This is a genomic window from Salinicoccus sp. RF5 (assembly GCF_020786625.1).
GTDB lineage: Bacteria > Bacillota > Bacilli > Staphylococcales > Salinicoccaceae > Salinicoccus.
Genome location: NZ_JAJGRC010000001.1, coordinates 1,020,841 through 1,046,431 on the forward strand (window position 1 = coordinate 1,020,841; position 25,591 = coordinate 1,046,431).

General features: G+C 53.7%; 26 protein-coding genes. 11 read left to right on the forward strand and 15 right to left on the reverse strand.

The features are described 5' to 3' along the window. Positions 1-135 precede the first annotated feature (135 nt). Genes tatC through LLU09_RS05335 form a run of 3 tightly spaced genes read right to left on the reverse strand, consistent with a single transcriptional unit; the run spans position 136 to position 3,566 of the window. Complete coding sequence (tatC, locus tag LLU09_RS05325; RefSeq protein ID WP_228310799.1) at positions 136-1,044, reverse strand: twin-arginine translocase subunit TatC; 909 nt, start codon at positions 1,042-1,044, stop codon at positions 136-138. Between the two features lie 9 nt (positions 1,045-1,053). Then, on the reverse strand, positions 1,054-2,784 hold the full coding sequence (locus LLU09_RS05330) for a GMC family oxidoreductase (RefSeq protein WP_228310801.1): 1,731 nt from the start codon (positions 2,782-2,784) through the stop codon (positions 1,054-1,056). Continuing rightward, positions 2,784-3,566 (reverse strand): gluconate 2-dehydrogenase subunit 3 family protein, encoded by a 783-nt coding sequence (locus tag LLU09_RS05335; RefSeq protein ID WP_228310803.1) that lies wholly within the window; start codon positions 3,564-3,566, stop codon positions 2,784-2,786. Before LLU09_RS05335 ends, LLU09_RS05330 begins: the two co-directional genes overlap by 1 nt. 81 nt (positions 3,567-3,647) lie before the next feature. On the opposite strand from LLU09_RS05335, the gene LLU09_RS05340 reads away from it, so the two are divergent. Further along, entirely contained in the window at positions 3,648-4,052 is a 405-nt protein-coding gene (locus LLU09_RS05340; RefSeq protein WP_228310804.1) for a hypothetical protein, read from the forward strand. A 30-nt stretch (positions 4,053-4,082) separates the two neighbouring features. On the opposite strand, the gene LLU09_RS05345 is transcribed toward LLU09_RS05340, so the two are convergent. Continuing rightward, positions 4,083-4,880 (reverse strand): M23 family metallopeptidase, encoded by a 798-nt coding sequence (locus tag LLU09_RS05345; RefSeq protein WP_228310805.1) that lies wholly within the window; start codon positions 4,878-4,880, stop codon positions 4,083-4,085. 123 nt (positions 4,881-5,003) lie between these two features. Between LLU09_RS05345 and LLU09_RS05350 the strand changes: the two genes are divergently transcribed. The 3 genes from LLU09_RS05350 to LLU09_RS05360 are packed head-to-tail and all read left to right on the forward strand — an operon-like array spanning position 5,004 to position 8,079. Continuing rightward, the gene (locus tag LLU09_RS05350; protein ID WP_228310807.1) at positions 5,004-5,633 is read left to right on the forward strand and encodes a TetR/AcrR family transcriptional regulator; all 630 of its coding nucleotides are present in this window, start codon (positions 5,004-5,006) and stop codon (positions 5,631-5,633) included. Continuing rightward, entirely contained in the window at positions 5,630-6,520 is an 891-nt protein-coding gene (locus LLU09_RS05355) for an ABC transporter ATP-binding protein (protein ID WP_228310809.1), read from the forward strand. Before LLU09_RS05350 ends, LLU09_RS05355 begins: the two co-directional genes overlap by 4 nt. Continuing rightward, positions 6,517-8,079 carry an ABC transporter permease gene (locus LLU09_RS05360; RefSeq protein ID WP_228310811.1) on the forward strand — a complete coding sequence of 521 codons (1,563 nt, stop codon included), beginning with the start codon at positions 6,517-6,519 and terminating at the stop codon, positions 8,077-8,079. The genes LLU09_RS05355 and LLU09_RS05360 overlap by 4 nt, the downstream gene beginning before the upstream one ends. A gap of 126 nt (positions 8,080-8,205) precedes the next feature. Here the strand turns inward: LLU09_RS05360 and LLU09_RS05365 are convergent, their stop codons facing one another. Both LLU09_RS05365 and LLU09_RS05370 read right to left on the reverse strand, forming a co-directional pair. Beyond that, positions 8,206-8,940, reverse strand: coding sequence for an MBL fold metallo-hydrolase (locus LLU09_RS05365; RefSeq protein ID WP_228310812.1), 735 nt, complete (start codon positions 8,938-8,940; stop codon positions 8,206-8,208). A 130-nt stretch (positions 8,941-9,070) separates the two neighbouring features. Further along, positions 9,071-10,168 (reverse strand): AI-2E family transporter, encoded by a 1,098-nt coding sequence (locus LLU09_RS05370; protein ID WP_228310814.1) that lies wholly within the window; start codon positions 10,166-10,168, stop codon positions 9,071-9,073. A gap of 153 nt (positions 10,169-10,321) precedes the next feature. On the opposite strand from LLU09_RS05370, the gene LLU09_RS05375 reads away from it, so the two are divergent. The 3 genes from LLU09_RS05375 (at position 10,322) to LLU09_RS05385 (ending at position 13,252) form a co-directional block, all read left to right on the forward strand. Continuing rightward, the gene (locus tag LLU09_RS05375; protein WP_228310815.1) at positions 10,322-11,881 is read left to right on the forward strand and encodes an alanine/glycine:cation symporter family protein; all 1,560 of its coding nucleotides are present in this window, start codon (positions 10,322-10,324) and stop codon (positions 11,879-11,881) included. A 66-nt stretch (positions 11,882-11,947) separates the two neighbouring features. Then, complete coding sequence (locus tag LLU09_RS05380) at positions 11,948-12,673, forward strand: alpha/beta hydrolase (protein WP_228310817.1); 726 nt, start codon at positions 11,948-11,950, stop codon at positions 12,671-12,673. 66 nt (positions 12,674-12,739) lie between these two features. Beyond that, positions 12,740-13,252 carry a YjcG family protein gene (locus LLU09_RS05385; RefSeq protein WP_040104964.1) on the forward strand — a complete coding sequence of 171 codons (513 nt, stop codon included), beginning with the start codon at positions 12,740-12,742 and terminating at the stop codon, positions 13,250-13,252. A 602-nt stretch (positions 13,253-13,854) separates the two neighbouring features. Here LLU09_RS05385 and fabI read toward each other — a convergent pair. From fabI to LLU09_RS05415, 6 genes are all read right to left on the reverse strand, one after another. Beyond that, complete coding sequence (fabI, locus tag LLU09_RS05390; RefSeq protein WP_094906520.1) at positions 13,855-14,622, reverse strand: enoyl-ACP reductase FabI; 768 nt, start codon at positions 14,620-14,622, stop codon at positions 13,855-13,857. 185 nt (positions 14,623-14,807) lie between these two features. Further along, positions 14,808-16,667: a cation:proton antiporter family protein gene (locus tag LLU09_RS05395; protein ID WP_228310818.1), complete on the reverse strand. Its 1,860-nt coding sequence runs from the start codon at positions 16,665-16,667 to the stop codon at positions 14,808-14,810. Positions 16,668-16,677: 10 nt separating this feature from the next. Continuing rightward, positions 16,678-18,051 (reverse strand): magnesium transporter, encoded by a 1,374-nt coding sequence (gene mgtE, locus LLU09_RS05400; RefSeq protein ID WP_228310820.1) that lies wholly within the window; start codon positions 18,049-18,051, stop codon positions 16,678-16,680. A gap of 74 nt (positions 18,052-18,125) precedes the next feature. Then, positions 18,126-18,920, reverse strand: a complete 795-nt coding sequence (locus tag LLU09_RS05405; RefSeq protein ID WP_228310822.1) for an NAD kinase — start codon at positions 18,918-18,920, stop codon at positions 18,126-18,128. Positions 18,921-18,956: 36 nt separating this feature from the next. After that, on the reverse strand, positions 18,957-19,580 hold the full coding sequence (yjbM, locus tag LLU09_RS05410; protein WP_040104969.1) for a GTP diphosphokinase: 624 nt from the start codon (positions 19,578-19,580) through the stop codon (positions 18,957-18,959). Positions 19,581-19,608: 28 nt separating this feature from the next. Then, positions 19,609-19,953 (reverse strand): UPF0738 family protein, encoded by a 345-nt coding sequence (locus LLU09_RS05415; protein WP_228310823.1) that lies wholly within the window; start codon positions 19,951-19,953, stop codon positions 19,609-19,611. A gap of 119 nt (positions 19,954-20,072) precedes the next feature. On the opposite strand from LLU09_RS05415, the gene LLU09_RS05420 reads away from it, so the two are divergent. The 4 genes from LLU09_RS05420 (at position 20,073) to LLU09_RS05435 (ending at position 22,731) form a co-directional block, all read left to right on the forward strand. Beyond that, entirely contained in the window at positions 20,073-20,675 is a 603-nt protein-coding gene (locus LLU09_RS05420) for a CYTH domain-containing protein (RefSeq protein ID WP_228310824.1), read from the forward strand. Next, positions 20,659-21,027 carry a globin domain-containing protein gene (locus LLU09_RS05425; RefSeq protein WP_040104972.1) on the forward strand — a complete coding sequence of 123 codons (369 nt, stop codon included), beginning with the start codon at positions 20,659-20,661 and terminating at the stop codon, positions 21,025-21,027. Before LLU09_RS05420 ends, LLU09_RS05425 begins: the two co-directional genes overlap by 17 nt. Positions 21,028-21,040: 13 nt before the next feature. Then, positions 21,041-21,832 (forward strand): DsbA family protein, encoded by a 792-nt coding sequence (locus LLU09_RS05430; RefSeq protein WP_040104973.1) that lies wholly within the window; start codon positions 21,041-21,043, stop codon positions 21,830-21,832. 197 nt (positions 21,833-22,029) lie between these two features. Then, positions 22,030-22,731, forward strand: coding sequence for a Crp/Fnr family transcriptional regulator (locus LLU09_RS05435; protein ID WP_052443628.1), 702 nt, complete (start codon positions 22,030-22,032; stop codon positions 22,729-22,731). A gap of 1 nt (position 22,732) precedes the next feature. On the opposite strand, the gene LLU09_RS05440 is transcribed toward LLU09_RS05435, so the two are convergent. From LLU09_RS05440 to LLU09_RS05450, 3 genes are read right to left on the reverse strand one after another with little or no spacing between them, the layout of a single operon-like run. Further along, positions 22,733-23,305 carry a hypothetical protein gene (locus tag LLU09_RS05440; RefSeq protein ID WP_228310825.1) on the reverse strand — a complete coding sequence of 191 codons (573 nt, stop codon included), beginning with the start codon at positions 23,303-23,305 and terminating at the stop codon, positions 22,733-22,735. Next, positions 23,302-23,922, reverse strand: coding sequence for an SCO family protein (locus tag LLU09_RS05445; protein WP_228310826.1), 621 nt, complete (start codon positions 23,920-23,922; stop codon positions 23,302-23,304). The genes LLU09_RS05440 and LLU09_RS05445 overlap by 4 nt, the downstream gene beginning before the upstream one ends. Before the next feature lie 24 nt (positions 23,923-23,946). Beyond that, complete coding sequence (locus LLU09_RS05450; RefSeq protein WP_040104976.1) at positions 23,947-25,590, reverse strand: cbb3-type cytochrome c oxidase subunit I; 1,644 nt, start codon at positions 25,588-25,590, stop codon at positions 23,947-23,949. Between the last annotated feature and the right edge of the window lies 1 nt (position 25,591).

Sequence of the window (25,591 nt, forward strand, 5' to 3'; positions counted from 1 at the left end):
CTCATTTCTTCTACTATAACAAATACTGCACCACTATATGCGATTCGCGTGTGATTTATTTATAGGAGGATGCGGCTGCCAGGATCCGCCCACCAAAAAAAGAGGGCCGAAGGCCCTCCATAATCCCCGGTCACATCAGGCTGCCTCCGCTTCTGCTCTCTCTTTCTGTGCGGTGCGCCTTTCTTTTCGTCTGACGAGGATGATGCTGATTTCATACAATCCGATCATCGGCAAAAGTGTAATGAGATGGGTGAAGAAATCGGGTGGTGCAATGAGTGCAGTGATGACAAGCAGCCCGAAGTAGGCGAACTTTCTGGATTTCTTCATGAGATCGGAATCGAGCAATTCTATATGATTAAGGAATAGAACAACAATCGGCAGCTGGAAGATCAGTCCGAACGGAATCGTCGTGATCAAAAGGAATGACATGTACTCATCCGCTGTGACGAGCACATCGAAGTTGATCTGCCCCATCTCTATCAGAAAGAAGTAGCTGATCGGATGGACGACGAAATAACCGAAGGAGAGGCCGACCAGGAACAGCCCGAGCATGACCGGCAGCGACCCCTTGAGGAACTGGGTCTCCTTGTCGACCAGCCCGGGCCGGACGAACTGCCAGAGGAACCAGCAGATGAACGGCAGGCTGAGCCCAAGGCTCATGGCTGCTGAAGTCCGGATGTAGAACCGGATGACCTCGAAGGGGCCGAGCACGATGATGTCGGCGCCCTTGGAGACGACCGGGAACCACCAGCCGACCGTCATGAATATGACGAAGAACCACAGGACGAAGACGACAGCCGATTTGATCAGCAGGCTCCGCAGATCCTCGATATGATCCATGAGCGGCGCATATGGATCTTCCGTACTCACCTTTTTCCTTTTCCTAGGTTCCTCCGGCTCCTGCGGATTGCGCGGTCCATTGCCGTTTCCACCCCCGCCGCTGCCTCCGGAACCCCCTGAAGCTTTCTCCTCCTGGGCCTTCCTGTTCTTTTCGGCCTTCCGCTTGTGTACCGGACTGACGTTCAGATTTTGGTATGGATCCATCTATATCACCTACTCTTCTTCGAGACGTCCGCCTTCCTCCGCGAATCTGATCACGCCTTCTGCGCAGCGGTAGGCAAGTGCACCGACTGTCGCAGTCGGGTTATACCCTCCATTATGGACGAAGTTTCCGGCACCGACAACAAACAGGTTGTCGCGATCCCAGTGCTGCAGCCAGTTGTTCACGACGCTCACTTCAGGGTCGTCGCCCATGATCGTGCCGCCTGTGTTGTGCGTGGACTGGTAAGGGACGATGCTGTAGTCGCCGAGCTCACTGTTCTGTACGACTTCCGACGCCCCCATCTCCTCGAGCACTTCTGCAGAACGTTCTGCAAGGTACTTATGGCGTGCCCTGTCCTGATCTTTGAAGTTATATGTCAATCGGACGAGCGGCACACCGTAGACATCGGTGTACTCCTCATCGAGGTCGAGGTAGTTGTCCTTATGCGGCAGGGTCGCCCCCTGTCCTGAAACGCTCAATGTACGTGTATAACTTTCGATCGACTCCTTCTTGAACTCGCTGCCCCAGGAAGGCGTGTCCGGGCGTATCCGGTTCGTAGCGATCGGACGGTTGCCGGTCTGGGTGATCGAGATGTTGCCGCCGTGCAGGAAGTCGAGGTCCTCGTGGTCGAAGTTGTCCCCGTTATAATCATCGAATGCCATGCCCAATGCGCCGGCTCCCATGAATGTATTGAACTGTTCATCGAAGTAGCCCGTCGCACCGCCGAAGATCTGGTAGCAGTAGCTGCGGCCGAGTGTACCTTCTTCCGTCTCCGGATCATACTGCTGGCCGATGTCGGACACCCTGAGGAGCTTGTAGTTGTTGAACACGTAGCTGTTCAGCACCACGACATCCGCCGGCTGGATGAACTCTTCACCCGTACGCGTATCGACGTATCTGACGCCGCTGACCTGGCTGTCATCCTCCTCATCCGTCAGTACCTCCACCACATTGGCATGCGTCCGGACTTCGAAGTTGCCCGTCTTGCGTGCTGTCGGGATGACCGTCACTTCCGGCGAGGACTTCGCACCGTATTCACAGCCGAAGCGCTCACAGAAGGCGCAGTACTGGCAGGCCGCGATCGTTTCGCCATCCGGGTTCTCGAACTGTTCGCTCAAGTTCGCAGAAGGCATCATGATCGGGCTGTGGCCGAGCCCGGAAGATGCTTCCTCGAACATCTCGAGTATGCGGGTCTTGATCATCGGCGGTGTCGGATAGGCATCCGACCGCTCCCCGCCGAGCGGATTTTCTTCGCCGGAGATGCCACACGTCTTCTCGAACTTGTCGAAATACGGTTCGAGTTCGTCGTATGTAATCCCCCAGTCCTGCAGACGGTATCCTTCGTCCTCCATCAGCTTCTCTTCACCATATTTCTCCTCCGTCATGCTCCGGATCTCGAAATCATATGGCAGGAAGCGCCATGTCTGGCCGTTCCAGTGCGTCCCTGCACCGCCGAGGTTTTCACCGAGCAGGAAGGAGCCCATCTGACGCATCGGCAGCGCACGCTGGTCGGGGGTATTCCTGAAGGTGATGGTCTCCTTCGAGACATCCTGCATGAGTTCATACCGTATCGCGTACTTGTATTCATCATGAATGTTCTGGTAGTCTTCAGTCCCGCGCTCCCTGCCGCGTTCGAGGCCGACGACCTGAAGTCCCGCCTTCGCCGCTTCCGCCGCTACGATGCCGCCTGTCCATCCGACACCGACCGTCACTACATCCACTCTATCCAATTCTGTCGCCATTAGCCATTCCCCCCATACAATGATTGCGGATCGATCTCTTCAAAACTTCCGGTGTCGATGCGGTCGATGTATTGGTGCTGGTGGCCCGGGAAGTTCTTCATCTTCCAGCCCTCCATGCCCCGGTTGCCGCGGTAGAGGGGATCTGCATAGACGCCTTCGATCGTCGCCGAGCGCAGGAGTCCGAAGAAGTCTTCGGGCTTGGCCGTGGCTGCAGGTACCCCCATGTCCGCCTCCCCTTCCTGGAAGCGAGTCAGTATCTCGTCCTGATCCTCACCGTCAAGGTTGCTGAAATCGTCGTCGAACTGGTCGTTGGACTCGGTGTTGAGCCGTTCGATGCCCAGCCTGAACAGGTCTGCCCGTTTCAGCCTGGACTGGTACCCCTGTGTCGGTTCGCCTTCATAGAACGGCCCCTGCATATATTCCTTGGTGTTGTTGCCGTATTCCCCGGCCAGCTGCATATCCAGGAAATAGGGGGCGCCGAGTGCAATGGCCCCGGGTCCCATGTCGTCTTCCGGGAATATGCGCTCCATGGCCTGCGAGATCGTTTCGAACTCAGCATCATTATGGAAGAAGATCCGACCCGGATTCTCCTGGCCCTGCTGCGCCGTATCCCCGCCGGTGCCCTGGTCGTTCTCGGCCGTGTCGCTTCCGGAGTCCGCCATGTTGAATCCCACAAAGCCGCCGAGCAGCGATCCGCCAATGATGCCGCCTGTCGCAACGCCGGTGGTCTTGAGGAAATCACGTCTCGAAAACTGCTTATCGTCAGGTCCTTTTTCTGCCATAATCAACACCCCTTTGATAAATAGATGATTTCATTATATAATATTAACAGAATATTGCAAATAAAGATTGGGGTGAATTATTTGGCTTTCTTCAAGTATCTGACATGGGACAATTCACACATGGATCTGCGCTACACAAAAGATGAATATGGCGGTGATGTACACATCACCAAAGTCTATCGGGACGACCGGGATGTGAATATGGACCGGGTCAACCAGAAGTATTCGGATCAGCTCAGGGATGCCCAGCGTGCCATATATGGCAACCGCCTCGGAATGTTCCTCGTCTTCTTCGCACTCGTCATCATGCCGGCACTCGTCATCGGCGTCATCCAGAGCAATATCCTGCTCATCGCCGTCATCACCGTCTACACGATCATCGCCTATTTCCTCGTTGAAGCCGTCAATCAGGTGGAGATCAACCGACTGCTCTACAAGCTGGACCAGGAAATAAAATCCTCACCCCGCATCGAAAACCGCCGATGAAATCAAAAGAAGGGCTGAAGTCTAATGACTTCAGCCCTTCTTTGCTTTGCCCCGTGAAGTATCCAGTCCGCCGACCTTCCCCCACAGACGGCCCAGAGCATCCGCCCGGCGGAAGTTGACCCCCGTCTGCTTTTCTCCGACTGCAATACATTTCTGTCCACCATCACCCGTCATGCGAATCCACCACAGCCCTTCATTGACATATAGACTGTCGAAGCGGACTTTCCTCCCCGGCGTGACGATACCCGTCGCTGGTGCCTGCTTCGATGGATGGTCACGGATGCGGATGCGGCTGTCTGCCGTAAAGTGTCCCCGCCACAGCCAGGTATCCGGCCCGTCATCTTCCGGGATGTCTATCTTCAATGGATCGATGCCGCTGCATACGAAGGCCCGCTCCCCTGCGATGTAGCCGTAATGCTGGAACTGGATGTGCAGATGGCTCGCCATCGTGACGTTGCTGTAGTTCGTGTTCGACTGGAGCCCGACTGTATCGCCCTGCCGGAGGATCTGGCCGATCCGGACTTTGAGGTTCCGGTCGAGATGCCCGTAGATCACCTGGATGCCGAGCGCCCTGTTCGCAACAACCACCGTCCCCCCGAAGTTGCCGTGCCGCGCAGTGCCTGCAGCCACCACTCCGCCGCATACCGCCGGCACCGGTGCCAGGTGTGACTTGGCGAGATCGTATGCCCGGTGGTATCCGCCACAGTATGCGTCGTAATTGTAGCCGTCCACCGTATAATCCCGCTTCCCCCATATCCCGCTCCTGTAGCGGGTTGGATCCGATGTGACCCTGAAGCCTTTGCCCACAAGATAATCGATTGGATTCATGAATGTCCTCCTTTTCCATGCTGTTCCATATATCGAAACCTTGTGTGTAAAAAGTCATTGACCACATCGGTCAATAGGAATATAATGAAGTTGACCAGGTTGGTCAATATAAAGGAGGTGCCCATGAAAAAGCCATTCAAAAAGCTGGATGACGCCCAGCAGTACCACATCCTGACGACTGCCATGGCCGAATTTTCGAAACATGGCTACAAGCAGGCATCGACCAATCGCATTGTGAAGTCGGCAGGCATCAGCAAAGGGATGCTCTACTACTATTTCGACAGCAAGCAGTCGCTCTACCTGAGCGCTGCGAAGTATGCCTATGACCACTTCACCACCCATCTCCTCGATCAGATCCGGCTCGAGGAGGAGGGCTTCATCGAGAGGCTCGCCAGGCTGTCGCGCATCAAACACAAATATTTCATCCAGCATCCTGAAGTTTCCCAGTTCGTGACCCATATGTTCTACGATACGGAGATGCTCGACGACTATCAGCAGTCGCTGCAGGCACTGCGGGAATCGAACCTTGCTGCGATGTATGAGAAGGTCGATATGGACCTGTTCCGCCCCGACATCGACCGGGAGACGATGATGAAGATGATCCGCTGGACATTCGACGGCTACATCAGGGAAATGGAACAGCACTTCGAAGCGGAAGGCATCGACTTCGGACAGATCGACGTCTATTTCGACCGGTTCGAAGGCTACCTTGGGACAATGCGCAAGCTCTACTATAAGGAGGCAGCACAATGACAGTACTTGAACTGAAAGGTCTGACGAAACGCTTTGGCAAAACAGTCGCTGCAGATGATGTATCATTCGAGCTCAGGGAAGGCGAAATCTTCGGCTTCATCGGGCCGAACGGTGCCGGAAAATCGACGACGCTGCGCATGATCATCGGCGCCCTCACCCCGGATGCCGGAGAGATACTGATGGACGGCACCCCGATCAACAAAAATCGGCACTACAGGCAGAACATCGCCTACGTTCCGGGGGACATCAACCTGTGGGGGAACCTGACCGGTGAAGAGGTCATCCGCTTCTTCATGAAAGTACGCGGCTACACGGACATGGAACACAAGGACCGGCTGGTCGAGCGGTTCCGCCTCGACACCTCGAAGAAATGCAAGGCCTATTCCAAGGGGAACCGGCAGAAGGTGGCCCTGATATGCGCCTTCCTTTCCGATGCCCGCTTGCTCATCTTCGATGAGCCGACTTCCGGCCTCGATCCGCTGATGGAACGTAATTTCCATGAAGAGGTGACGGCGGCCAAAAAGGATGGCAGGAGCATCCTGCTCTCAAGCCATATCCTGTCTGAGGTGGAGAAGCTGGCCGACCGCATCGCCATCATCCGTGAAGGTCAGATCATCGAAACCGGACGGCTCGAAACGCTGCGCCATATCACCCGGACCGAATATGTCATTCAGGCGGAAGGCGACCTTGGCGCCCTCAAGGAACTCCCCTATGTGCATGACTATGAGGTGACGGAGACGGGCGTCCACATGCGGGTGGACAACGATGCGGTGGGCGATTTCCTGCAGGCACTCGTCCCCCATCAGCCGAGCCATCTGGAATCACTGCCGCCGAGGCTCGAGGACATATTCATGCGCTACTACGAAGGCCGGCATGAACAGTCATGAGACATTTCCTTAAGCTGACGCTGGATGATGCATGGTTCCGCATACTCCTATGGGTCATCGGCATCAGCGCACTGACGCTCATCGTCCCCTACGCCTTCCTGGGACTGTATGACGATCCCACAGAGCGCGAACTGCTCCGCGAGACGCTGGACAACCCGGCGCTGATTGCGATGGTCGGTCCCGTGCCGGAAGGCGCCTACACAACCGCCATCATGTTCAGCCATGAGATGCTCGTATTCATGGGTGTCATCCACGGCCTGTTCGGCGTCATGATCGCCAATTCGGTCAGCCGCAAGATGGAGGACCGGGGACTGATCGAATACGTCAACAGCGCAGGCATCACACGCCAATCCATCTTCATGACGCAGCTCCTCATCGGGGCCGGCATGAATGCACTCCTCGGCCTCGTGCTCTTCGCCGGCCTGTCCCTGTCACCGGACGACTCGTTCACATTTGCAGGCAGTGCGATGTATGCCATCGGCACCAGCCTGTTCGGGCTGATGTTCTATGCACTGACGCTCGTATTCGCACAGCTCTTCCCGGCATCAGAGTGGGCGTTCGGGGTTTCACTTTCCGTCCTGCTCCTCCTGTATCTCTACCGTGCGATTACGGATGTCGCAAGTCCGGACCTGTCCGTCGTATCACCATACAACTGGCTGACACGGCTCGAGCCGTTTGCGGGCAATGAGGTCGTCTGGCTGCTGCCATTCCTCATCATCCTGCTCTTCTTCGGCCTCGCGTGGATTTTATTTTCCAGAAGGGATCTCGATGATGCCTATCTGAACTTCACCATGAATAAAAAGCCGCGTGCGATCGGATCCTATCCACGGCTCATGATGGGCGGCATGAAGATACTTGTTGCAAGCTGGCTCATCGGCATGGTACTGATCGGCGCCTCATACGGCTCGATATTCGCCGACCTCGATACGTTCATCGGGGGAAATGAATTCCTTGAAGAGAGCATGGCTGCTGCCGGAGTGGATATCGTCACCCAGTTCATCAGCGTGCTCGTGCTGATCACTTCGATCATCGGCATCATCCCAGCCCTGATGATCTCCGGACGCATTCTGCGCGAGGAGAAGCACGGACGCCTCGAATGGCTGGAGAGTGCCGGCATCCGCCGCCGGACGATGCTCCTCTCCCACGGCATCTACGCAGTCGTGACTGGGTTCATCGGCATCGCGGTCGCCATGCTTGGCATGTATGGCGCCAGCATGAACGCCGAAGGCATCGATATGACATTCGGCGACTATATGCTCATCGCCGTCAACTATGGCGGAGCCGTCGTCCTTTTCGTCGGCCTGTCGATACTGCTGATCGGCATATCGGCCCGCCTCCACATCATCGTCTGGTTCTATCTGCTCTATTCCTTCTTCGTCAACTACCTGGGCCTCATCCTCAACCTTGATGATGTGTGGCGGATGGCGACGCCGTTCCATCACCTGGCCGAAGTGCCGAAGGAATCCATGGACTGGGCGGCCTGGGGTGGCGTTGTCGCCATCGGCATCGTCCTGATGGCGCTCGGCGTACTGTTCTTCAGGAGAAGGGATGTCGGATGATGTGTGGTTGGCTGGAACTTGCAGTCGGAATGGGTGCGACGGTGAGTTGGAGGCCCAAACCCGTAACAATCATCACAACATCAAAAAACGGTCTGAATCCCAACCGGGTTCAGACCGTTTTCATTTCTAGATTTCAACTGTCATGCCCGCTTCTGCCAGCATTATTTTGCCGGCCGGGTGCTGCTTGGCACTGTCGAGCAGGACTTCCCGTTCCCCATGATGTGGAAGATTGGTGAGGACCGTCTGCTGGACATCGGCCTTGGAGGCGAGCCGGCCGGCTTCTTCGGCGTTCATGTGACCCTCCACTTTCCCGTCGAATCCTTCATACAGCTTGCTGTCGACGAGGAGCAGGTCTGCTCCAAAGGAGAAACGGACGAGACTGCCGCGGTAGCATGTATCCGATGTATACACACATACCGCACCATCATTGTCCGTAACCCTTATGGCATAGGTTTCGACTGAGTGTTCGTTACGGTGGAACTCGAATCTGAACGGACCGATGGTATAGGCTTTATGCGCCTTCACCGGCAGGAAGGTGGTGTATTTCATCCGGCGGATCGTCTTTGCAGCTGCACCGCTCTCCGGTCCATATATTTTGAGGTTGCGGTCGACGCGCTTCAGTTGTCTGGCCACCCTGCGTGCCAGCATGAACGCTTCGGCGTCTCCCGCATGGTCATGATGATAGTGGGATAGGATGATATAGTCCAGATCATGTATGCCGATATATTTCTGTATACCGCCTGCGATGCCGCTGCCGGCATCCAGCAGTATCCTGACCCCGTCCTTCTCCAAAAGATAGCCGGATGTCGGCTCTGTACCGTTCGGAAAGCTGTTCCACATTCCAACAATGGTGACTTTCATGACATCATCCCCTATAGGCTTCTACTATCCCATTTACCCATTTTCTTCTCCCTGCAAGCGGTGCAGGTCTTTCATTTTAAAATATTCCATGAAAAAGAGGCGGGCTACCCCGCCTCCATATTGATGCCGGTCACTCCGTCCCGGCGTCGTTCGCTTCCGCAAGCATCGTCTTTCTGAGGTTCGTGCGGTAGCGCCAAATATTCTGGATGATTGTCTTGACGACCGCATAAGTCGGTATGGCGATCAGCATGCCGATGAATCCGGCGATATTTCCTGCAGCAAGCACCACGGTGATGACCGTGAGCGGATGCAGCTTCAATGTCTGGCCCATGACGTTCGGTGTAATCAGGTTGCTTTCGATCTGCTGGGCGACCAGTGTGATGCCCGATACCCAGAGCAGCAGAATCGGGTCCTGTATGACAGCAAGGAGCGCTGCCGGCAGGAAGGCGACCCACGGACCGATGAAAGGGATGAGGTTCATGAAGAGCGCGAATATCGCGAGCAGTAATGCATAATCCAGGCCGATGATTGCATATCCGATGTAGAGGATGATGCAGAGGATGAAGCTGACCAGCATCTGCCCCTGTATGAAGGCACGCAGTGTACGGTCGACATCATACATCACCTCTGTCATGAACTGCTTCGTCGTCCCGCTGAATGGGGAGACCATGGATGGAATGAACTTCTCGTGGTCCTTCAGCATGAAGAAGAAGAAGAACGGAATCAGGATGAGCGTGATCAGGATGCTCACCGTACTCGTCAGGATCGTGAAGGCATTGCTCGCCAGGTTGGAGAGCATCTGCGATCCCTGATCCAGGGCATCCTGGACATACTGCTGGGGATCGATCGGAAGCCGGTCCCGATAGGACAGGATGACATTGAAGAGATCCTGTATATCGTTCTGGATCGCCGGTGCACGGGAGATCAGGTTCTGCACCTGCTGGGTAACCATCGGTACGATGACCATGGCAAGCGCCGTCAGCACAAGTACGATGATGACGAACACGGCAAGGATGCTCGTCAGCCTCCCTACCCCCCGCCTCTCCAGCAGACGCTGTATGGGCTCGGTGATGTAGTAGAGCAGGCCGCCCAGAAGCAGCGGCACGAATATCGTCGTCACGACCGTCAATGCCGGTTCGAAGACGACCTGGACCCGGATGACGAGCATGATGATCAAAAGCGTGATTATGATTGCTATACCGGTTTGGAACCAGACTTTATTCGTCATATGATTGCTCCTTCATTCTCATTTTGAAATTTGTATACAGTGTATCATAAAAATACACATTCCAATAAAATTTATATGGACAAATGCATAATGTACCAGTAATATAAATGTTGTCAGAATCTTCAATACAAAGGGGAAAAGGGGAAAATAACTATGCAGACAATCGTAGATTTTCTGAATGGTCTGGTATGGAGTTCACCACTCGTTTACGGCCTTCTGGCTGTCGGGCTCTACTTCAGCCTGAGGATGCGCTTCTTCCAGATCAGACACTTCAAGGAAATGATCAGACTGATGTTCCAAGGGGAGAAATCACCAGTCGGCATTTCAAGCTTCCAGGCACTCGCGGTATCACTATCAGGACGTGTCGGCACAGGTAACATCGTCGGTGTTGCAACAGCCATCTTCATCGGTGGTCCCGGCGCAATATTCTGGATGTGGCTCATCGCCTTCCTGGGGGCGGGCAGTGCATTCGTGGAATCCACATTGGCCCAGATCTACAAGCAGAATGAAGATAACCAATACCGTGGTGGCCCAGCCTACTACATAGAAAAAGGACTTGGCGGCAAGCTCGGCAAGATCTACGCCGCCATATTCGCACTCGTGACGATCCTTGCCACAGGATTCCTGCTTCCGGGCATCCAATCCAACTCGATTGCAGGATCCATGACGAATTCGTTCCCGCTGCCGCACTGGGTGATCGGTGCAGCACTTGTCGTACTCGTCGGCCTCGTCATCTTCGGCGGGATTAAATCCATCGCACGTGTCGCTTCCGCGGTCGTGCCGTTCATGGCATTGATCTATGTCTTCATCGCCATCATCGTGGTCATCATCAACATCCAGGATGTGCCGGCACTGTTCGCGCTCATCTTCAGAAGTGCCTTCGGCATGGAGCAGCAGTTCGGCGGCATCATCGGTGCCATGATTGCAATCGGCGTACAGCGCGGCATCTACTCCAATGAAGCCGGACAGGGTACAGGACCGCACGCGGCCGGTGCTGCTGAAGTCTCCCACCCTGCAAAGCAGGGGCTCGTCCAGGCATTCTCGGTATATGTCGATACGCTTTTCGTATGTACAGCAACGGCACTCATGATCCTCATGACGGGCATGTACAACGTATCCGACGGTGAGGACGGACTCATCGTCGACAGCGGTGTACACCAAGTATCGCCGGACGGTGAAGAGAATTATGGCGGTACGGTCGCCTATACGCAGGCCGGCCTCGACCGGGCATTCAGCGGACAGGAGACATTTGATGTTGACTTCGTAGGCTTCGGTTCCTACTTCATCTCATTTGCACTGCTGTTCTTCTGCTACACCACCATCCTTGCATACTACTACATCGCAGAGACGAACCTCGTCTACCTGACGCACGGCCGCTGGCCGATCACCAAGATCCTCTTGGGTGTGCTGCTGATCGCATCCGTATTCTATGGTACGATCAACTCCGCAGGCCTTGCATGGGACATGGGTGACCTCGGTGTCGGTCTGATGGCATGGCTCAACGTCATCGCCATACTGATCCTGCAGAAACCGGCCCTCGCCGCGCTCAAGGACTTCGAGCGCCAGAAGAAGGAGAAGGGTTCCGGAAAGTTCGCCGTCTATTCACCAGATCCAGCAGAGGTGAAGGAAGCAGACTTCTGGCATCATGACTATCCGAAACGCCTCGAAGAGGAAAAAGAGTATAACATGGACTTCAAGAACATCGATCGTTAAATTGTAGAAGTTATATGTTTCAGACATACCCCCTTATTGGTAAAATGACCATGAGGGGGTATTATTATGGACATGACACCAGGAAAGATACACAGTATTGATTTCAAATCAGAGACATTGGAAGAGACATATGAAATACAATACTATCTGCCTAAAAACTATTCAGATCTTTATAAACACCGTGTGGTGATCACATTCGATTCGCAGGATTTCTTCAGGTATGGACAGATTGAACGTGCCTACGAAAAATTGAGGAAGGCCGAGGAGATCGACCGTGCCATCATCGTTGGTGTGCCCTACCCGAGCGTCGACTGGAGATATGACTACTTCGACCCGAACGGGGAGCATCACGAGGCGTTCATCACTTTCGTCGCCCACGAACTCATCAGCTGGGTGGATGAAAATTTCCCGACACTGAAGGTCGGCACATCGCGTACACTGATGGGGGATTCCCTGGCCGGCAGCTTTGCATTTTCAATCGCAGCCAAGTATCCGGCGACTTTTTCGAATGCACTGGCCTTCAGTCCATTCGTCGATGACGCATTCATCGAACGCTTCAAATCGCAAATGACACTCATGCATCTCGATCTGTATCATACGATCGGACTTGAGGAAGATGACTTCGAAACGATTTCGGGTGAACAGGCAGACTTCCTGACACCGAACCGCGAACTCAACGAATATCTCTCCACACAGATGCTCGAATACACGTACCGCGAACTCGAGGGGGGCCATATCTGGAAGACCTGGAAGCCTGAGCTTGAACCGGCGTTGCGTCACTTCCTTAGTTAGAATATTGTGGTATTTTGAGAAAACTTTGATATAATGGATTATATAATCGAACAGGGAGGAATTACGATGAAGTTTGGGGTAGCGATGTTTCCATCCAAAGAACTACAAGATAAAGTGAATCAATATAGAAAAAGATATGATGCACACTACGCACTTATTCCCCCACACATTACGATCAAGGACCGTTTTGAAGCGGATGAATCCGAGAAAGAGGAAATTGCAAAATATCTGAAGGAAGTTGCAAAAAAGCATGAGCCGACTGAAATTGAAATCAAGAAGGTTTCCAGCTTTTCACCGAACTCACTCGTCATCTATTTCAAGGTGGAAAAGAATGAAAAACTCCAATCCCTGCATGATGCATTGAACAGCGGTGACTTCTATGGTGAAAACAAACACCCATTCGTCCCGCACCTTACAATCGCACAGGGCCAGACAACACAGGAATATGAAGACATCTTCGGCCATCTGAGCATGATCGGCATCCAGCACAAGGAAACGCTTGATAAAATCAGCCTCCTCTATCAGCTGGAAAACGGTGTATGGCAAGTCTATGAAACATATAGGCTTGGCGAAGGTTAAAAAAGTAAAGAAATTGATGATCATGCCTGCCTACCCTATCCGGGTGGCAGGCTTTTTTTTGCGTGGTCCGGGGGGTGGAGGGATGGGTGAGTTAGACTGTTAACTCGCCGTCGTTCCGCCCGCGACGGTGAGTTGACCCGCCAACTTGCCATCGTTCTGTCCGCGACGGTGAGTTAAACCGCCAACTCGCCGTCGTTCCGCCTGCGACGGTGAATTAACCCTCCAACTTGCCATCGTTCTGTCTGCGATGGTGAGTTAACCCGCCAACTTGCCATCGTTCTGTCCGCGACGGTGAGTTAACCTGCCAACTTGCCATCGTTCTGTCCGCGACGGTGAGTTAACCCGCCAATTTGCCATCGTTCTGTCTGCGATGGTGAGTTAACCCTCCAACTTGCCGTCGTTCCGCCTGCGACGGTGAGTTAACCCGCCAACTTGCCGTCGTTCCGCCTGCGACGGTGAGTAAAACCTCCAACTTGCCGTCGTTCCGCCTGCGACGGTGAATTAGACCCTGAACCGACGACCGTCCACCATGCCAATCACTCCCAACCCTACAAAAAACAGCACCCCCTGAGGGTGCTGTCCTATATCCAATCTCTATCAACCTATGCCATGATGTGGTAGCCGGAGTCTACGTGGAGCACTTCACCGGTGATGCCGCTTGCGAGGTCGCTGAGCAGGAAGGCGACCGTATTGCCGACTTCGAGCTGGTCGACGTTGCGTTTGAGTGGTGCGCGTTCCTCGATTTCCTTCAGGATCGACTTGAAGTCGCCGACTGCTGAAGAGCTCAGTGTACGAATCGGGCCGGCAGATACTGCATTGACGCGGAAGCCGGATTCACCGAGGTCGAGGGCCAGGTAGCGTACGCTGGACTCGAGGGCTGCTTTGGCAACGCCCATGACGTTGTAGTTCGGCATTGCGCGTTCGCCGCCGAGGTAGGTCATCGTGACGATGCTGCCGCCTTCATTCATGATCGTCTTGGCGTGCTTGGAAACGACTGCGAGTGAGTATGCGCTGATGTCGAGGGCATTCTTGAAACCTTCCCGTGTCGTTTCGCTATATCCGCCCTGCAGCTCATCCTTTCCTGCATAGGCGATGGCGTGGAGGACACCGTCGATGCCGCCTGTCTTCTCTTTGATTTCGTTGAATGCCGCTTCCACCTGCTCATCGTTCGTGACGTCACATTCAACAATGACGTCGTGGTCGCCTTCAAGGTCGCCGACCAGTTTATCCAGCTCGCGTCTGAAACGCTCATTCAAAATCGTAAATACAAGCTTTGCACCCATCTGGTCCAGTGCCCGCGCTGCGCCCCATGCGATACTGCGCTTGTTGGCGACACCCATGATGACAAAAGTTTTACCTTCGAGATTCATATGTCATAAACTCCCTTTTTGTTAATTGTGCGCAATAGTCTGCACATCAATTAGCGTTTGTTATTAGTACCTACTACTAATCTACATTTTTTCGGGCTGGAATGCAACAAAAAAGATGGCACCGGAACAATTGCCCGCGTAAAAAAAGACGCACATCCGACCCTGTCGGATGCACGCCTGTCCCATCAATAAAGTTCAAGCTCGCGCTTGAGCTCTTCGACATATTCCCTTGATCCCGTCATGAAGATGCGGTCATCCACATGCAGCGGCGTATCGCCATGCGGCACGAGGGATTCCTGGCCCCGCAGTATCCTGAGGAAGATGATGTCCCCGGTGAACGGGAAGTTCCGGAGCAGCATCTCATCATAACGGTAGTTATTCATCTGGATTTCATATATTGCTGTATCCTCATCCGAGAGGAGCTGCATCATGTTCGGAGATTCAATCAGGCCGCGCAGCAGCGTTTTCGAACTGAGCATCGTCGAGAACAGCTCGTAGCCGCGTTCCTTGACGGCACTCTCCTGCGTCGGATCGTCGACGCGGTAGATGATGCGCTCGACACCCTTCTTGTCGGCCATTTCGGCAACACGCCAGTTGATATCGGAATCATTGGCGCCGAGCACGACGATATCCGCATCGAAGGCTTCGATCTCATCGAGTGCCTCCTCCGAGTATTCCGGAATTTCATGGAAACTCAGATTATCGGTACTCCGCTCCCTCGAATCCGAATAGTTCTTGTGGAAGACGAGCTTCACATGATACAGACCGCCGGCGATGCTGTGGGCCACCGGCACGGTCAGCTGGTTGTTGCCGAAGACCGTCACATTGATGACGCGGTCTTCATTTTCACCTTCAGGATAGAGATGACGGAAGATTGCCGGCGTGATGATGCAGGCGATGACTGCACTCAATATGAACATGCCGCTTTCAGCGTTCGTGATCATGCCGATCTGCTCGGCGATGACGGCTGCTGCGATGATGAGCGACAGTGTCGACGTCAGCAGGAATCCTGCCGCTGTAACGCGCTTCGCATCAAAGTATCTGAGCAGTACCAGCACCGGCACCAGCTTGCTGAGCAGGAAGGCGAGCAGCAGCACAGGGATCAGTATGAACACCCGGCTGTCCGAGAACAGGGACGGCAGGTCGAGGTCCACGCCCACCATGATGAAGAAGATGGGAATGAAGAACCCGTAGCCGAATGAATCGAGCTTGTGGACGATGTCCTGGTCGGGCTTGAGCAGGCTGACGATGCACCCGGCGATGAAGGCGCCGAGGATGTTCTCCGCACCCACCCCTTCAGCAAGTGCCACCAGCATGATGATCAGGGCGAAGACGCCCCGGATGCCGATCTGCATTGTGCCATTGTTCAACTGTTTGATGAAGTGCGATTGGTTCATGACCCTGCCCAGGAAATAGAACAGGATCGCAAAGCCGACGAGGATCGTCATCAGCCAGATCGGCTGGCTGGCGTCCGCGTACAGCTGGGAATAGAATGCCAGCATGATCATCGTGGCGAGGTCCGCAATGACGGCGACGAGCAGGATGATCTGCCCCATCTGCGTCGTGATGAGGTTCGCCTCCTTCAGTGTCGGTACGACGACACCGAGTGAGATGGTGGAGATGATGATGACGAGCAGGAAGATGTCGTCAAATACACCGAATCCCCGCATCATGAGCGCAAACAGCAGGCTGAGCGTCAGGATGCCGATGAATATGCCGGTGGTCAGCAGAAGCGTGTTCGGCAGCGGCCGTTTCAATACCTTCGATTTCTTCTGCCCGGTTGATTTCTGGGTGAAGGCATCGAAGTCGATTTCAAGTCCGCTGAGGAACATCAGAAATATGAAACCGAGCGTGGAGAGGATGTTCAGCCACGGGTCACCTGCATCGACGATATCAAGGAATGATCTTCCGATGATGACCCCGACGATGATCTCTGCAACCACGACCGGGAGGAAGCTTACTTTAAGGCGGCTGATCAGTATTGGCGTAAGCAGTGCCGCAAGCACAACGATCGCCAGTGATACTACAGATGGTCCATGTTCCATAGGTTACTCCTTATAACAGATACGACATGAAGGCATTCGCAAGCGAGAAATAGACGAGCAGGCTGATGATGTCGTTTGCCGTCGTTATGAATGGTCCGCTCGCAACTGCCGGGTCGATGTTCAGCCGGCTCATCAGCAGCGGTATGAGTGTTCCGAGCAGCGTGGCCAGCGTCATCGCAATCAGCAGACTGACTCCGACGATGATACCAAGAATAGAGGAGTCATACAAGAGTGAAATGATCCCGAATATGATCAGGCCGCATACAAGTCCTGTGATGAGACCCGATCCCATCTCACGGAGGGCCAGCTTTATTTTACTTGTGTCCTTTATTTCACCGGTTGCGATACCGCGGACGGCCACAGCCAGCGACTGTGTGCCGCTGTTGCCGGCCATACCACCGATGATGGGGATGAAGGCACCGAGGACCGCGACCTGGGCCAGGGTGTCCTCGAATGTCGTCAGCATCGCTGCGGTGATCATCCCCATGAACGTCAGGCCGATGAGCCACGGCAGCCGCTTCTTAGCTGTGGAGAATGAAGAGTCGGAAGTTGGTTCGATTTCACTCATACCGGCAAGCCGGGAATAGTCTTCGTCGGCCTCTTCAGCCATGACGTCCATGATGTCGTCTGCCGTGATGATGCCGACCAAGTGGTCCTGGTAGTCGACGACCGGCATCGCAAGGAAATCGTAGTCCCGCATGATCTGGGCCACTTCCTCCTGGTCGTCGGAGACGCGTGCCGAAACGACACGCTCGACCATGATGTCCCCGATATAGGCGTCGTCATCCGCAATGATCAGTTCACGGAGGGAGAGGATCCCCGCAAGCTTCCGGTCCGGGTCCACGACGAACACATAATAGATCGTCTCCGAATTAGGCGCCATCTGCTTAAGGTGCCGCATGGCCTCACGCACAGTCATGAGGGAGGTCACGCTGACGAATTCGGTCGTCATGATACCGCCGGCCGTGTCCTCCTCGTAGTTCATGAGCTTGCGTATTTCCTGCGCATCCGCTTTCTCCATCAGTGTCAGGAATGAAGTGAGCTTCTCCTTCGTCACTTCGTTCAATATATCGACGGCATTATCGTACTGCATCGCCCCGAGCATGCTTGCTGCATACCGGGCATCCATCTCTTCAAACAATGCGTCGTACTCTTCCGGATCGAGCTCCAGGCTGTCGAAGAACTCCGCCACCTCTTCCGGACTGAGGAAATGGTACATCTTCTGACGGTCTTCTTCCTCGAGCTCAAGATAGAATTCACTCTGCTCATAGGTGTGCAGATCGAAGAATGCATCACGGAACGCATCCATCTCCCCCTCCCTCAGGCGGGCGAGCAACGCTTCATATTCAAGTTCCATTTCTGTCTTTTCTATCACATCAGCCATGATGCCACCCCCACGGGATTATTTTTTTCCAAAGGATGCCTAAACTAAAAAAGCACCATGACAGTGCTTTCACCCTAGGAGATAAAGGAATCGTGCACCCGTTTCCAGAATGGGAACGGTCTGAAGCGGGCAAACCTTATCTTTTCATCCGCCACCCTGAACTGGATCGACTTGACACCTTTGTGCACGAGATTGATATGGTCGATCGTCATCTGGTAGACTTCGCTGTTCACCGGCAGCACCTGGCATGTGTGGTGTTTCGGCAGGACCAGCGGTGAACCGACGGTACGGAAGACCCTGTTGTTGATCGAGGCGATCTCGGTAATCTGTATCGCTTCGATGGACGGGTGGATCAGCGCGCCGCCGAGGGCCTTGTTGTAGGCGGTCGAACCGGATGGTGTCGAAATGCACAGGCCATCCCCCCTGAACCGTTCGAAATGCTGGTTCCGGATATCGACATCCATGACGAGCGTCGTCCCATTGTCGGTCCTGAGTGTCGCCTCATTCAGCGCGAGATACCGCGTTTCCGTGCCTTCCGTCTCATACCGGATGATTGTCTCCAGCAGCGGATATTCGATCACCTGGAATTCGTCGTTCTGTATGGCGATGATGAGCCGCTCCACTTCCTGAGGCAGCCAGTCTGCGTAGAAGCCGAGATGTCCTGTATGTACACCGACGAACGCCGTGTGGTCAAGAAGGTGCTGATAGCGGTGGAAGGCCTGGAGCAGCGTGCCGTCCCCTCCGACCGAAATGACGATGTCGGGCGCCTTCTCATCGGGTGTCATCCCCATGTCCACCATGTAGTTCATCATTTTATCCTTCAATGCATTCGATTTGGTGTCTCCTTTGGAAACGATGAAAAACCTCATATAGCCACACCTTCCTCAGCCTTTGTCTGTAGTCGATCAGCGGATGTTCCGCTTTTTCGTATAATATTTCTGGGCATCCTGGATCTCCTCGCGGATCTCTGACATCTCCTGGTCGAGAAGATATGCCGCTTCAGCCGCGTTCTGGAGACGTTTCTTTATTTCCGGCGGGTATTCCCCGCTGTATTTGTAGTTCAGCGTATGTTCTATTGTCGCCCAGAAGTTCATGGCCAGCGTGCGGATTTGGATTTCTGCGAGGATGGTCACCGCGCCGCCGATGCGCTCCACCGGATATTCCACGATGAGGTGGTAGGAACGGTATCCGCTCTCCTTCGTGTTGGCGACGTAATCACGCTCTTCGACCACCTTCATATCCGAGCGATTGCGGATCTGGGTACAGATCAGTTCGATGTCATCAACGAACTGGCACATGATCCTGACACCTGCGATATCATACATGCCCTCCTGCAGGCGGTCATAGGGAATATTGCGCGCACTCGCCTTCTCTATGATGCTCTGCACCGGCTTGACCCTTGCCGTTACGAATTCCACCGGCGAGGACTGGCGAGTGAGCTGATAATCCTGGCGCATCCCCTTGAGTTTGATCTTGAGCTCCTCGACAGCCTGCTTGTAAGGTGCAAGAAATTTCTCCCATTGTTCCATCACTTACACTCCAGTCCCTAAATCCGTTCTATTGTATGAACTCTTCTTTGACTGCACTCTCAAATGCTTCCCCGTAATTGTCGTTGTCCTCGATGTTATCGACCAGGTAATCCAGCTCATCCCAGAAATCCGTCAGGATGACATCCGTATTCAGGATGACTTCAGCACCATGGTGGGCCTTCAGCATGGACCACGTTTCCTTTACAAAGTGAACCCTTCTGAACGCTTCCCCATCGTCCAGCATGTATATGAACGCCATGTTATCAGAATCGACGATCATGCGCGCAGCTGCCTTGAGTCCCTGTGTGTCTTCCTCTGCGTAGCATTTCAATGCATCATCTTCATATTTCATCTCTGTTACATATATATCCATTATCTTCACTCCTTGCGCAATTTATTTTACCATAGTATCTTGCATTTGATAACGTTGGAATCTGTTTACTTTACACTGCATTTCAAATTTAAGATAATATACATTAAGGAGTGGATCTGATGAAAGAACTCGAAATAGAATTTAAGAACCTCTTGACCGGAGAGGAATATGGACGCCTGCACGAAGCGCTGTTCAAGAACACACAGCCGGTTGTACAGACGAATTTCTATATAGATACCCCGGATCTCAGCCTGAAACACAACCGCCTGCTGCTGAGGATCAGGGATACAGGCGGAGAACAGGTCATGACGCTGAAGGAACCGACCGTAAAAGGCGTGATGGAGTACCACGGTGAAGTGGAGAGCGACCTGAACTTCGACCGCAACATCCGTACGGACGAGATACCTGAACTCATCTGCGGTGAGCTCGAACGCTTCGGCATAGATACGACACAGCTCAAGATATATGGAGCACTGTCCACCGAAAGGCGTGAAACGTCATATAAGGATGGCCTGCTCGTGCTCGACAAGAACAGCTATCTCGACACGGAAGACTTTGAACTCGAATTCGAAGTGGACAATTACGACAAAGGTGAAACCCACTTCCTGAACCTGCTTGAGGAATATGGAATCGAGCGCCGCCGGGAAGTGACGAAGGTCGAGCGTTTCTACAATAAATTGAACGACATCAGATCGGGTGACAACTATGCCAATTCCATTTAAGGAAATCGGCCAGGACAAGCTGTACCGCATGATCGACATCTTCTACAGCTATGTTGCAGAAGATGCACGCATCAACCACCTTTTTCCGGACGACCTGACTGAGACGGCCTATAAACAGAAGCTGTTCCAGACACAGTTCCTTGGTGGGCCGAACCTCTACAATGAGGAATACGGCCATCCGATGCTGAAAGCACGCCATGCCCCGTTCCGCATCACGCCGGAAGCGGCTGAAGCGTGGCTTGAGAACATGGACCGGGCGATGAACGACGTAGGTCTTGAAGAGGAATTGAAAGCATACATTATGGCACGTTACACATTGACAGCGAACCATATGGTGAATTCAATAGATTAAGCAGGGTGAGGACATGAATAGAACTGGAACACAGTCACTTGTATTGGAACCGACATCCCATTATATTGAGATATTTTATTTTTTCGACCCGTTCTCCAACGACTGCCGCGCACTGGAACCGATCATCAACAAGCTCCAGCTCGAATATCGCGGACACGTAACGATCAAGAAGATATTGGCGCCATCATTGCAGGTGCTGACAAAGTGCCAGGCCCAGTCCACCTCGGATATCGACAACATCGCACTCGCCTACAAGGCGGCTGAAATACAGGGGCGCAACAAGGCACGTGCATTCATACGCTATGTTCTCAACCGCATTGTACCAACCAGGAATATATGCACAATCGAGCACATGGAGGAAAGCGCCAGGCTCGCCGGCCTCGATGTCAATGCCTTCACAGCCGATGCACACTCCGAGGACGTGCGCAGTCTGCTGAAGCGCGACCTCATGGTCTACCGTGAGATGGACGTCGAAGAGCTGCCCGCCATGGTCTTCTTCTCGGGAGACGTAGAGACTGAAGGTGTGAAGGTGGAGGGCGTCTACCCTTACCACATCTACACCTACATCATCAACGAGCTCATCGACAAGGAGATAGAGAAGCACCCGCTGCCGAGCATCCATGATTACATCGAGTCCTATGAAGTGGTCAGCTTCCACGAGCTGAAGACCGTCTTCGAATGGCGGACCGGCCTCCTGCTCAACGAGCTCAAGAAGCTGCGCCTGCAGCGGCTGGTGGAAGAAGTCGAAACGGAAGATGGCATGTACTACCAGATACGGGGTGGCCCCTCTTCCTTTGGAAGATAGTATTTTTATTTGTTTTGTATAGATTGATTTTGGGAGGGACACCAGAGATGGTGTCCCTTTTTTGGTTGGGCGTGCAGCGACACGATCTTCCAATTCGCAGTCGCGGGCGTTCCGACTGCAAGTTAGACCCACACGCCCAGCCCACAATCCATGCTTATATGATATGATATAGCAAAAAGAAAAGTGAGGTATCAAAGATGCAGCGAACCGATCTGGAACGTCTGCTTTCTCAGATTGAGATTTTCCGTTCATTGACGGATGAGGAACTCGGGCTCATCGTGGATATTTCAAATCAGAGGAAATTCTATCGCAACACCCATATATTCATGCAGGACGAACCGATGAATCATGTCTATTTCGTCGCATCGGGCAAAGTGAAGATCTACCGCAACGACCCTTCGGGCAGGGAGCAGATCGTGAATTTCTTCCAGGCCGGGGAGATGTTCCCGCACCATGGGCTGTTCCGTAAGGATTCATACCCTGCGAACGCAATCACTGTAGAGACGTCGGAGCTGATCACCATCGAAAAGTATGATTTCGAACAGCTGCTGATGGACCACCCGGAAGTGTCGATCAAGATGTTCCGGACACTCGGGCAGCTGATCGTCGATCTGCAGAAGCGTCTCGAGGACAAAATCTTCCGTTCGACGGACAAGCAGATCCTGCTGCTGCTCGAACGCCTGCTGACGAACCATGGTGAAGTGATTGATGAGACATACAGCCGGATATCCACACGCCTGACGAAGCAGGACATCGCGAACATCATCGGTACGACCCGGGAGACCGTGAGCCGCAACATTACACACTTCAAGAAAATGGAGATCATCACCGAGGGTGCAGACGGCCACCTCATCGTCCATCTTCCGAATCTGAACGCACATTTGAAAGCCTCCACCTGAATCAGGTGGAGGCTTCGTCGTAGTATTGGGACTGGTCTGTAAACAGCGTCAGCACAAGGTAGAGTATCAGGCACAGGCTGAAGAATGCGAATCCCCAGCCGACCGTCTTCTGGTCGACGAGCAGATAATTGTTGCACAGTGTGCTCTCGAAGAAGATGTAGAGATAGGCCATGATGCTGAAGAGGATGGCCAGCACGAGCAGCAGGATGCTTTCCGTCGCCTTTCCGATCTTCGACCAGCTGTCCCGGAGCGGAACGCCTGCCAGGAACGGAAGCGAGATGAACTTGAATGCTTCGACTGCCATGATCTCGAGCGATTCATCCATCGCCTTCGGCACCATCCAGTACATGACGATGATGAGGAAGAGGATGATCCCCGGCAGGCCGCTTTCATTCCACTTGCCGAAGAATTGCCGGAAACGCTTCATGAAGAATGGCGCCATCAGAAGACCAGAAACGAAGAGCAGCGGCATCTGCATGTGCATATGGAATGCCATGATCGATTCGAGCAGATGCCTCACAGGCGGCAGTGCAAGGAAGAGGAAGAGTACAAGTCCATACCAGAACTGCTTCATGATGCCGCCTCCCCTACATATTTGTCGAGTGTCTGCACTGCCCCGTCGATATCCCGGTAGTCGAGCACTTCTGCGAGTCCGCCGTCCGGTCCGAGCAGGTAGAATGAAGTGTTGTGCTGATAATCGGCATCCCCTTCAGGGATGACTGTGACGCCGTACGTATCGAGTACCGTGTCGAGGTCCGAAGCTTCAGGCACCCGGAGCATCCGCCACGTGTCGCCGTCGGCATCAAAGTATTCAGCATACCTATCGAGCACCTCCACCGTATCGCGTTCGGTATCGAATGACGTGCTCAGGAAGACCAGATCATCACTGTAGGCTTCCGCATCGAACGTATCGTACACTTCCTTCATGTTCGCCTCCATCATCGGACAGGCCGTCTCACATGATGTATAGATGAATGTCATCAGGATGTATTTCCCCTCGAATTCATCGAATGGATACGCCCGCCCCTTGTTGTCGACGACGTCCACATCCGGGAAATCAGGCTTTTCATTTTTCAGGGATTCGACGCGTTCCGCTTCAATCGTATAGATCCGGAAGCCGTCTGTGGAAATATAGAACAGGAGGCCTCCCAGCAGCAGGATGATTATGATGGATATGATGTCCTTTTTCATGCGGGCGGCCTCCTTTCATTTGAATTACCATGTTCTGTGCGGCGGTGATCCCGGTGGTGCATTTTCAATCAGGTCGACAAGCGGGACGACGTAGCCCATCGAGATGATGAGGATGGCGACGATGACCCACAGTCCCCAGTTCTCAGTCCATTTCGGTGTCGGATGTGCATTGTCCTCAACACGTGAATCCATGAATGGTGTGTCCCCTTTTGGTGCAAAGAACATCAGATGGAATACGATGTAGACGATGAGGATGACACCGAAGAACAGCAGCGTGCCGCCTGTTGCCAGGAAGGATAGGTATGGTTCCCAGCCGAGTGCCGTGGCGCTGTCCCCATATGTCGTATAGGAAGTCCGTCTCGGTGCGCCGAACAGGCCGACTGCATGCATGGAAAGTGCCATCAGTGCCATGCCGACCGTCCAGGTCGCTGTCTGGAACATTCCGAGATGGTGGATGAATGGTGTCATCACACGGCCTGAGAGGTGCGGGATGAGCCAGTAGACAAGTCCGAAGAATGTCATCACGACGGTCACGCCGACTGTGATGTGGAAGTGTCCGACCACCCACAGCGAGTTGTGCACGACCTGGTTCAACTGGTTGTTTGTCTGGGCGATGCCGCCGGCGCCCCCGATGATGAATGAAATCATCGCAATCATGATCGTGAGGAAGCGTACATCTCCCCAAGGGAGGACCCAGAGCCAGCCGAGGAGCCCGCGTCCGCCGCGTTTGCGTCCCGTCCGTTCAAGCACCGCGAACATTGCGAATGCCGTCATCAGTGAAGGGAATGCGATGGACAGGCTCATGAATACGTGCATGAACTTGAGTCCTTCTGAGAAGGCCGGGTCGACGATCTGGTGGTGGAAGCCGCCGGGTACATTCAGGATGACGATGAGTATGACGACGAGTCTTGCGAGCGTGTCGCTGAAGATGCGTCCGCCGATGATCTTCGGCAGGATCGTATACCATACGGATATCGCAACCAGGTACCAGACGTTGACCAATGTATGGCCGAAACTCCAGAACAGTGTCCGGCTGAGCATGACGTTGATGGTCTCCGTCCAGCCGAATGCCCAAGGGATGAGCATGAGTACTTCGACTGTGACACCAAGGCTGCCGAAAATCACGAGCGTATAGATGCCGACTGCGAAGAATGCCAGTATCGGAAGATGCTGCCCTTTATTCCTCCGCTTCCATTGGAAGGCACTGATGAAGACACCGAGGCCGGCCAGCCAGATGCACAGGACGACGAACACGAGGCCGATGTAGAACCACGGTGACGCCTGCATCGGCGGATAGAAGGTGTACATGACGGTCGCTTCACCGGCAAGCACCATCCACACGACGAGTACAGAGCCGATCAGGAAGCTCGCGAGACTGGACCAGGCGAGTATCTTCACGGTTTTGGACAGTTCACCGAGCGTATGCCTTATTGCTGCATACAGGTAGCCGTTCGTGAACAGCGTCGTGAATGCCAGGATCAGCAGGATGCCGTGGAGTGTAAGCACTTCGTAGTAGTTGAAGCTCGCCGGGAGCTCGAATACGCCGCCCCGGTTCAGCCCTTGGAGCAGTCCGAGCGTACCTCCGATCAGGAGCATGATGAATGCCAGGAAGAAGTGTACAAGCGGAAGGGTGTTGTTCTTCATGTGTGTCTGTATTGTATTTGCCATA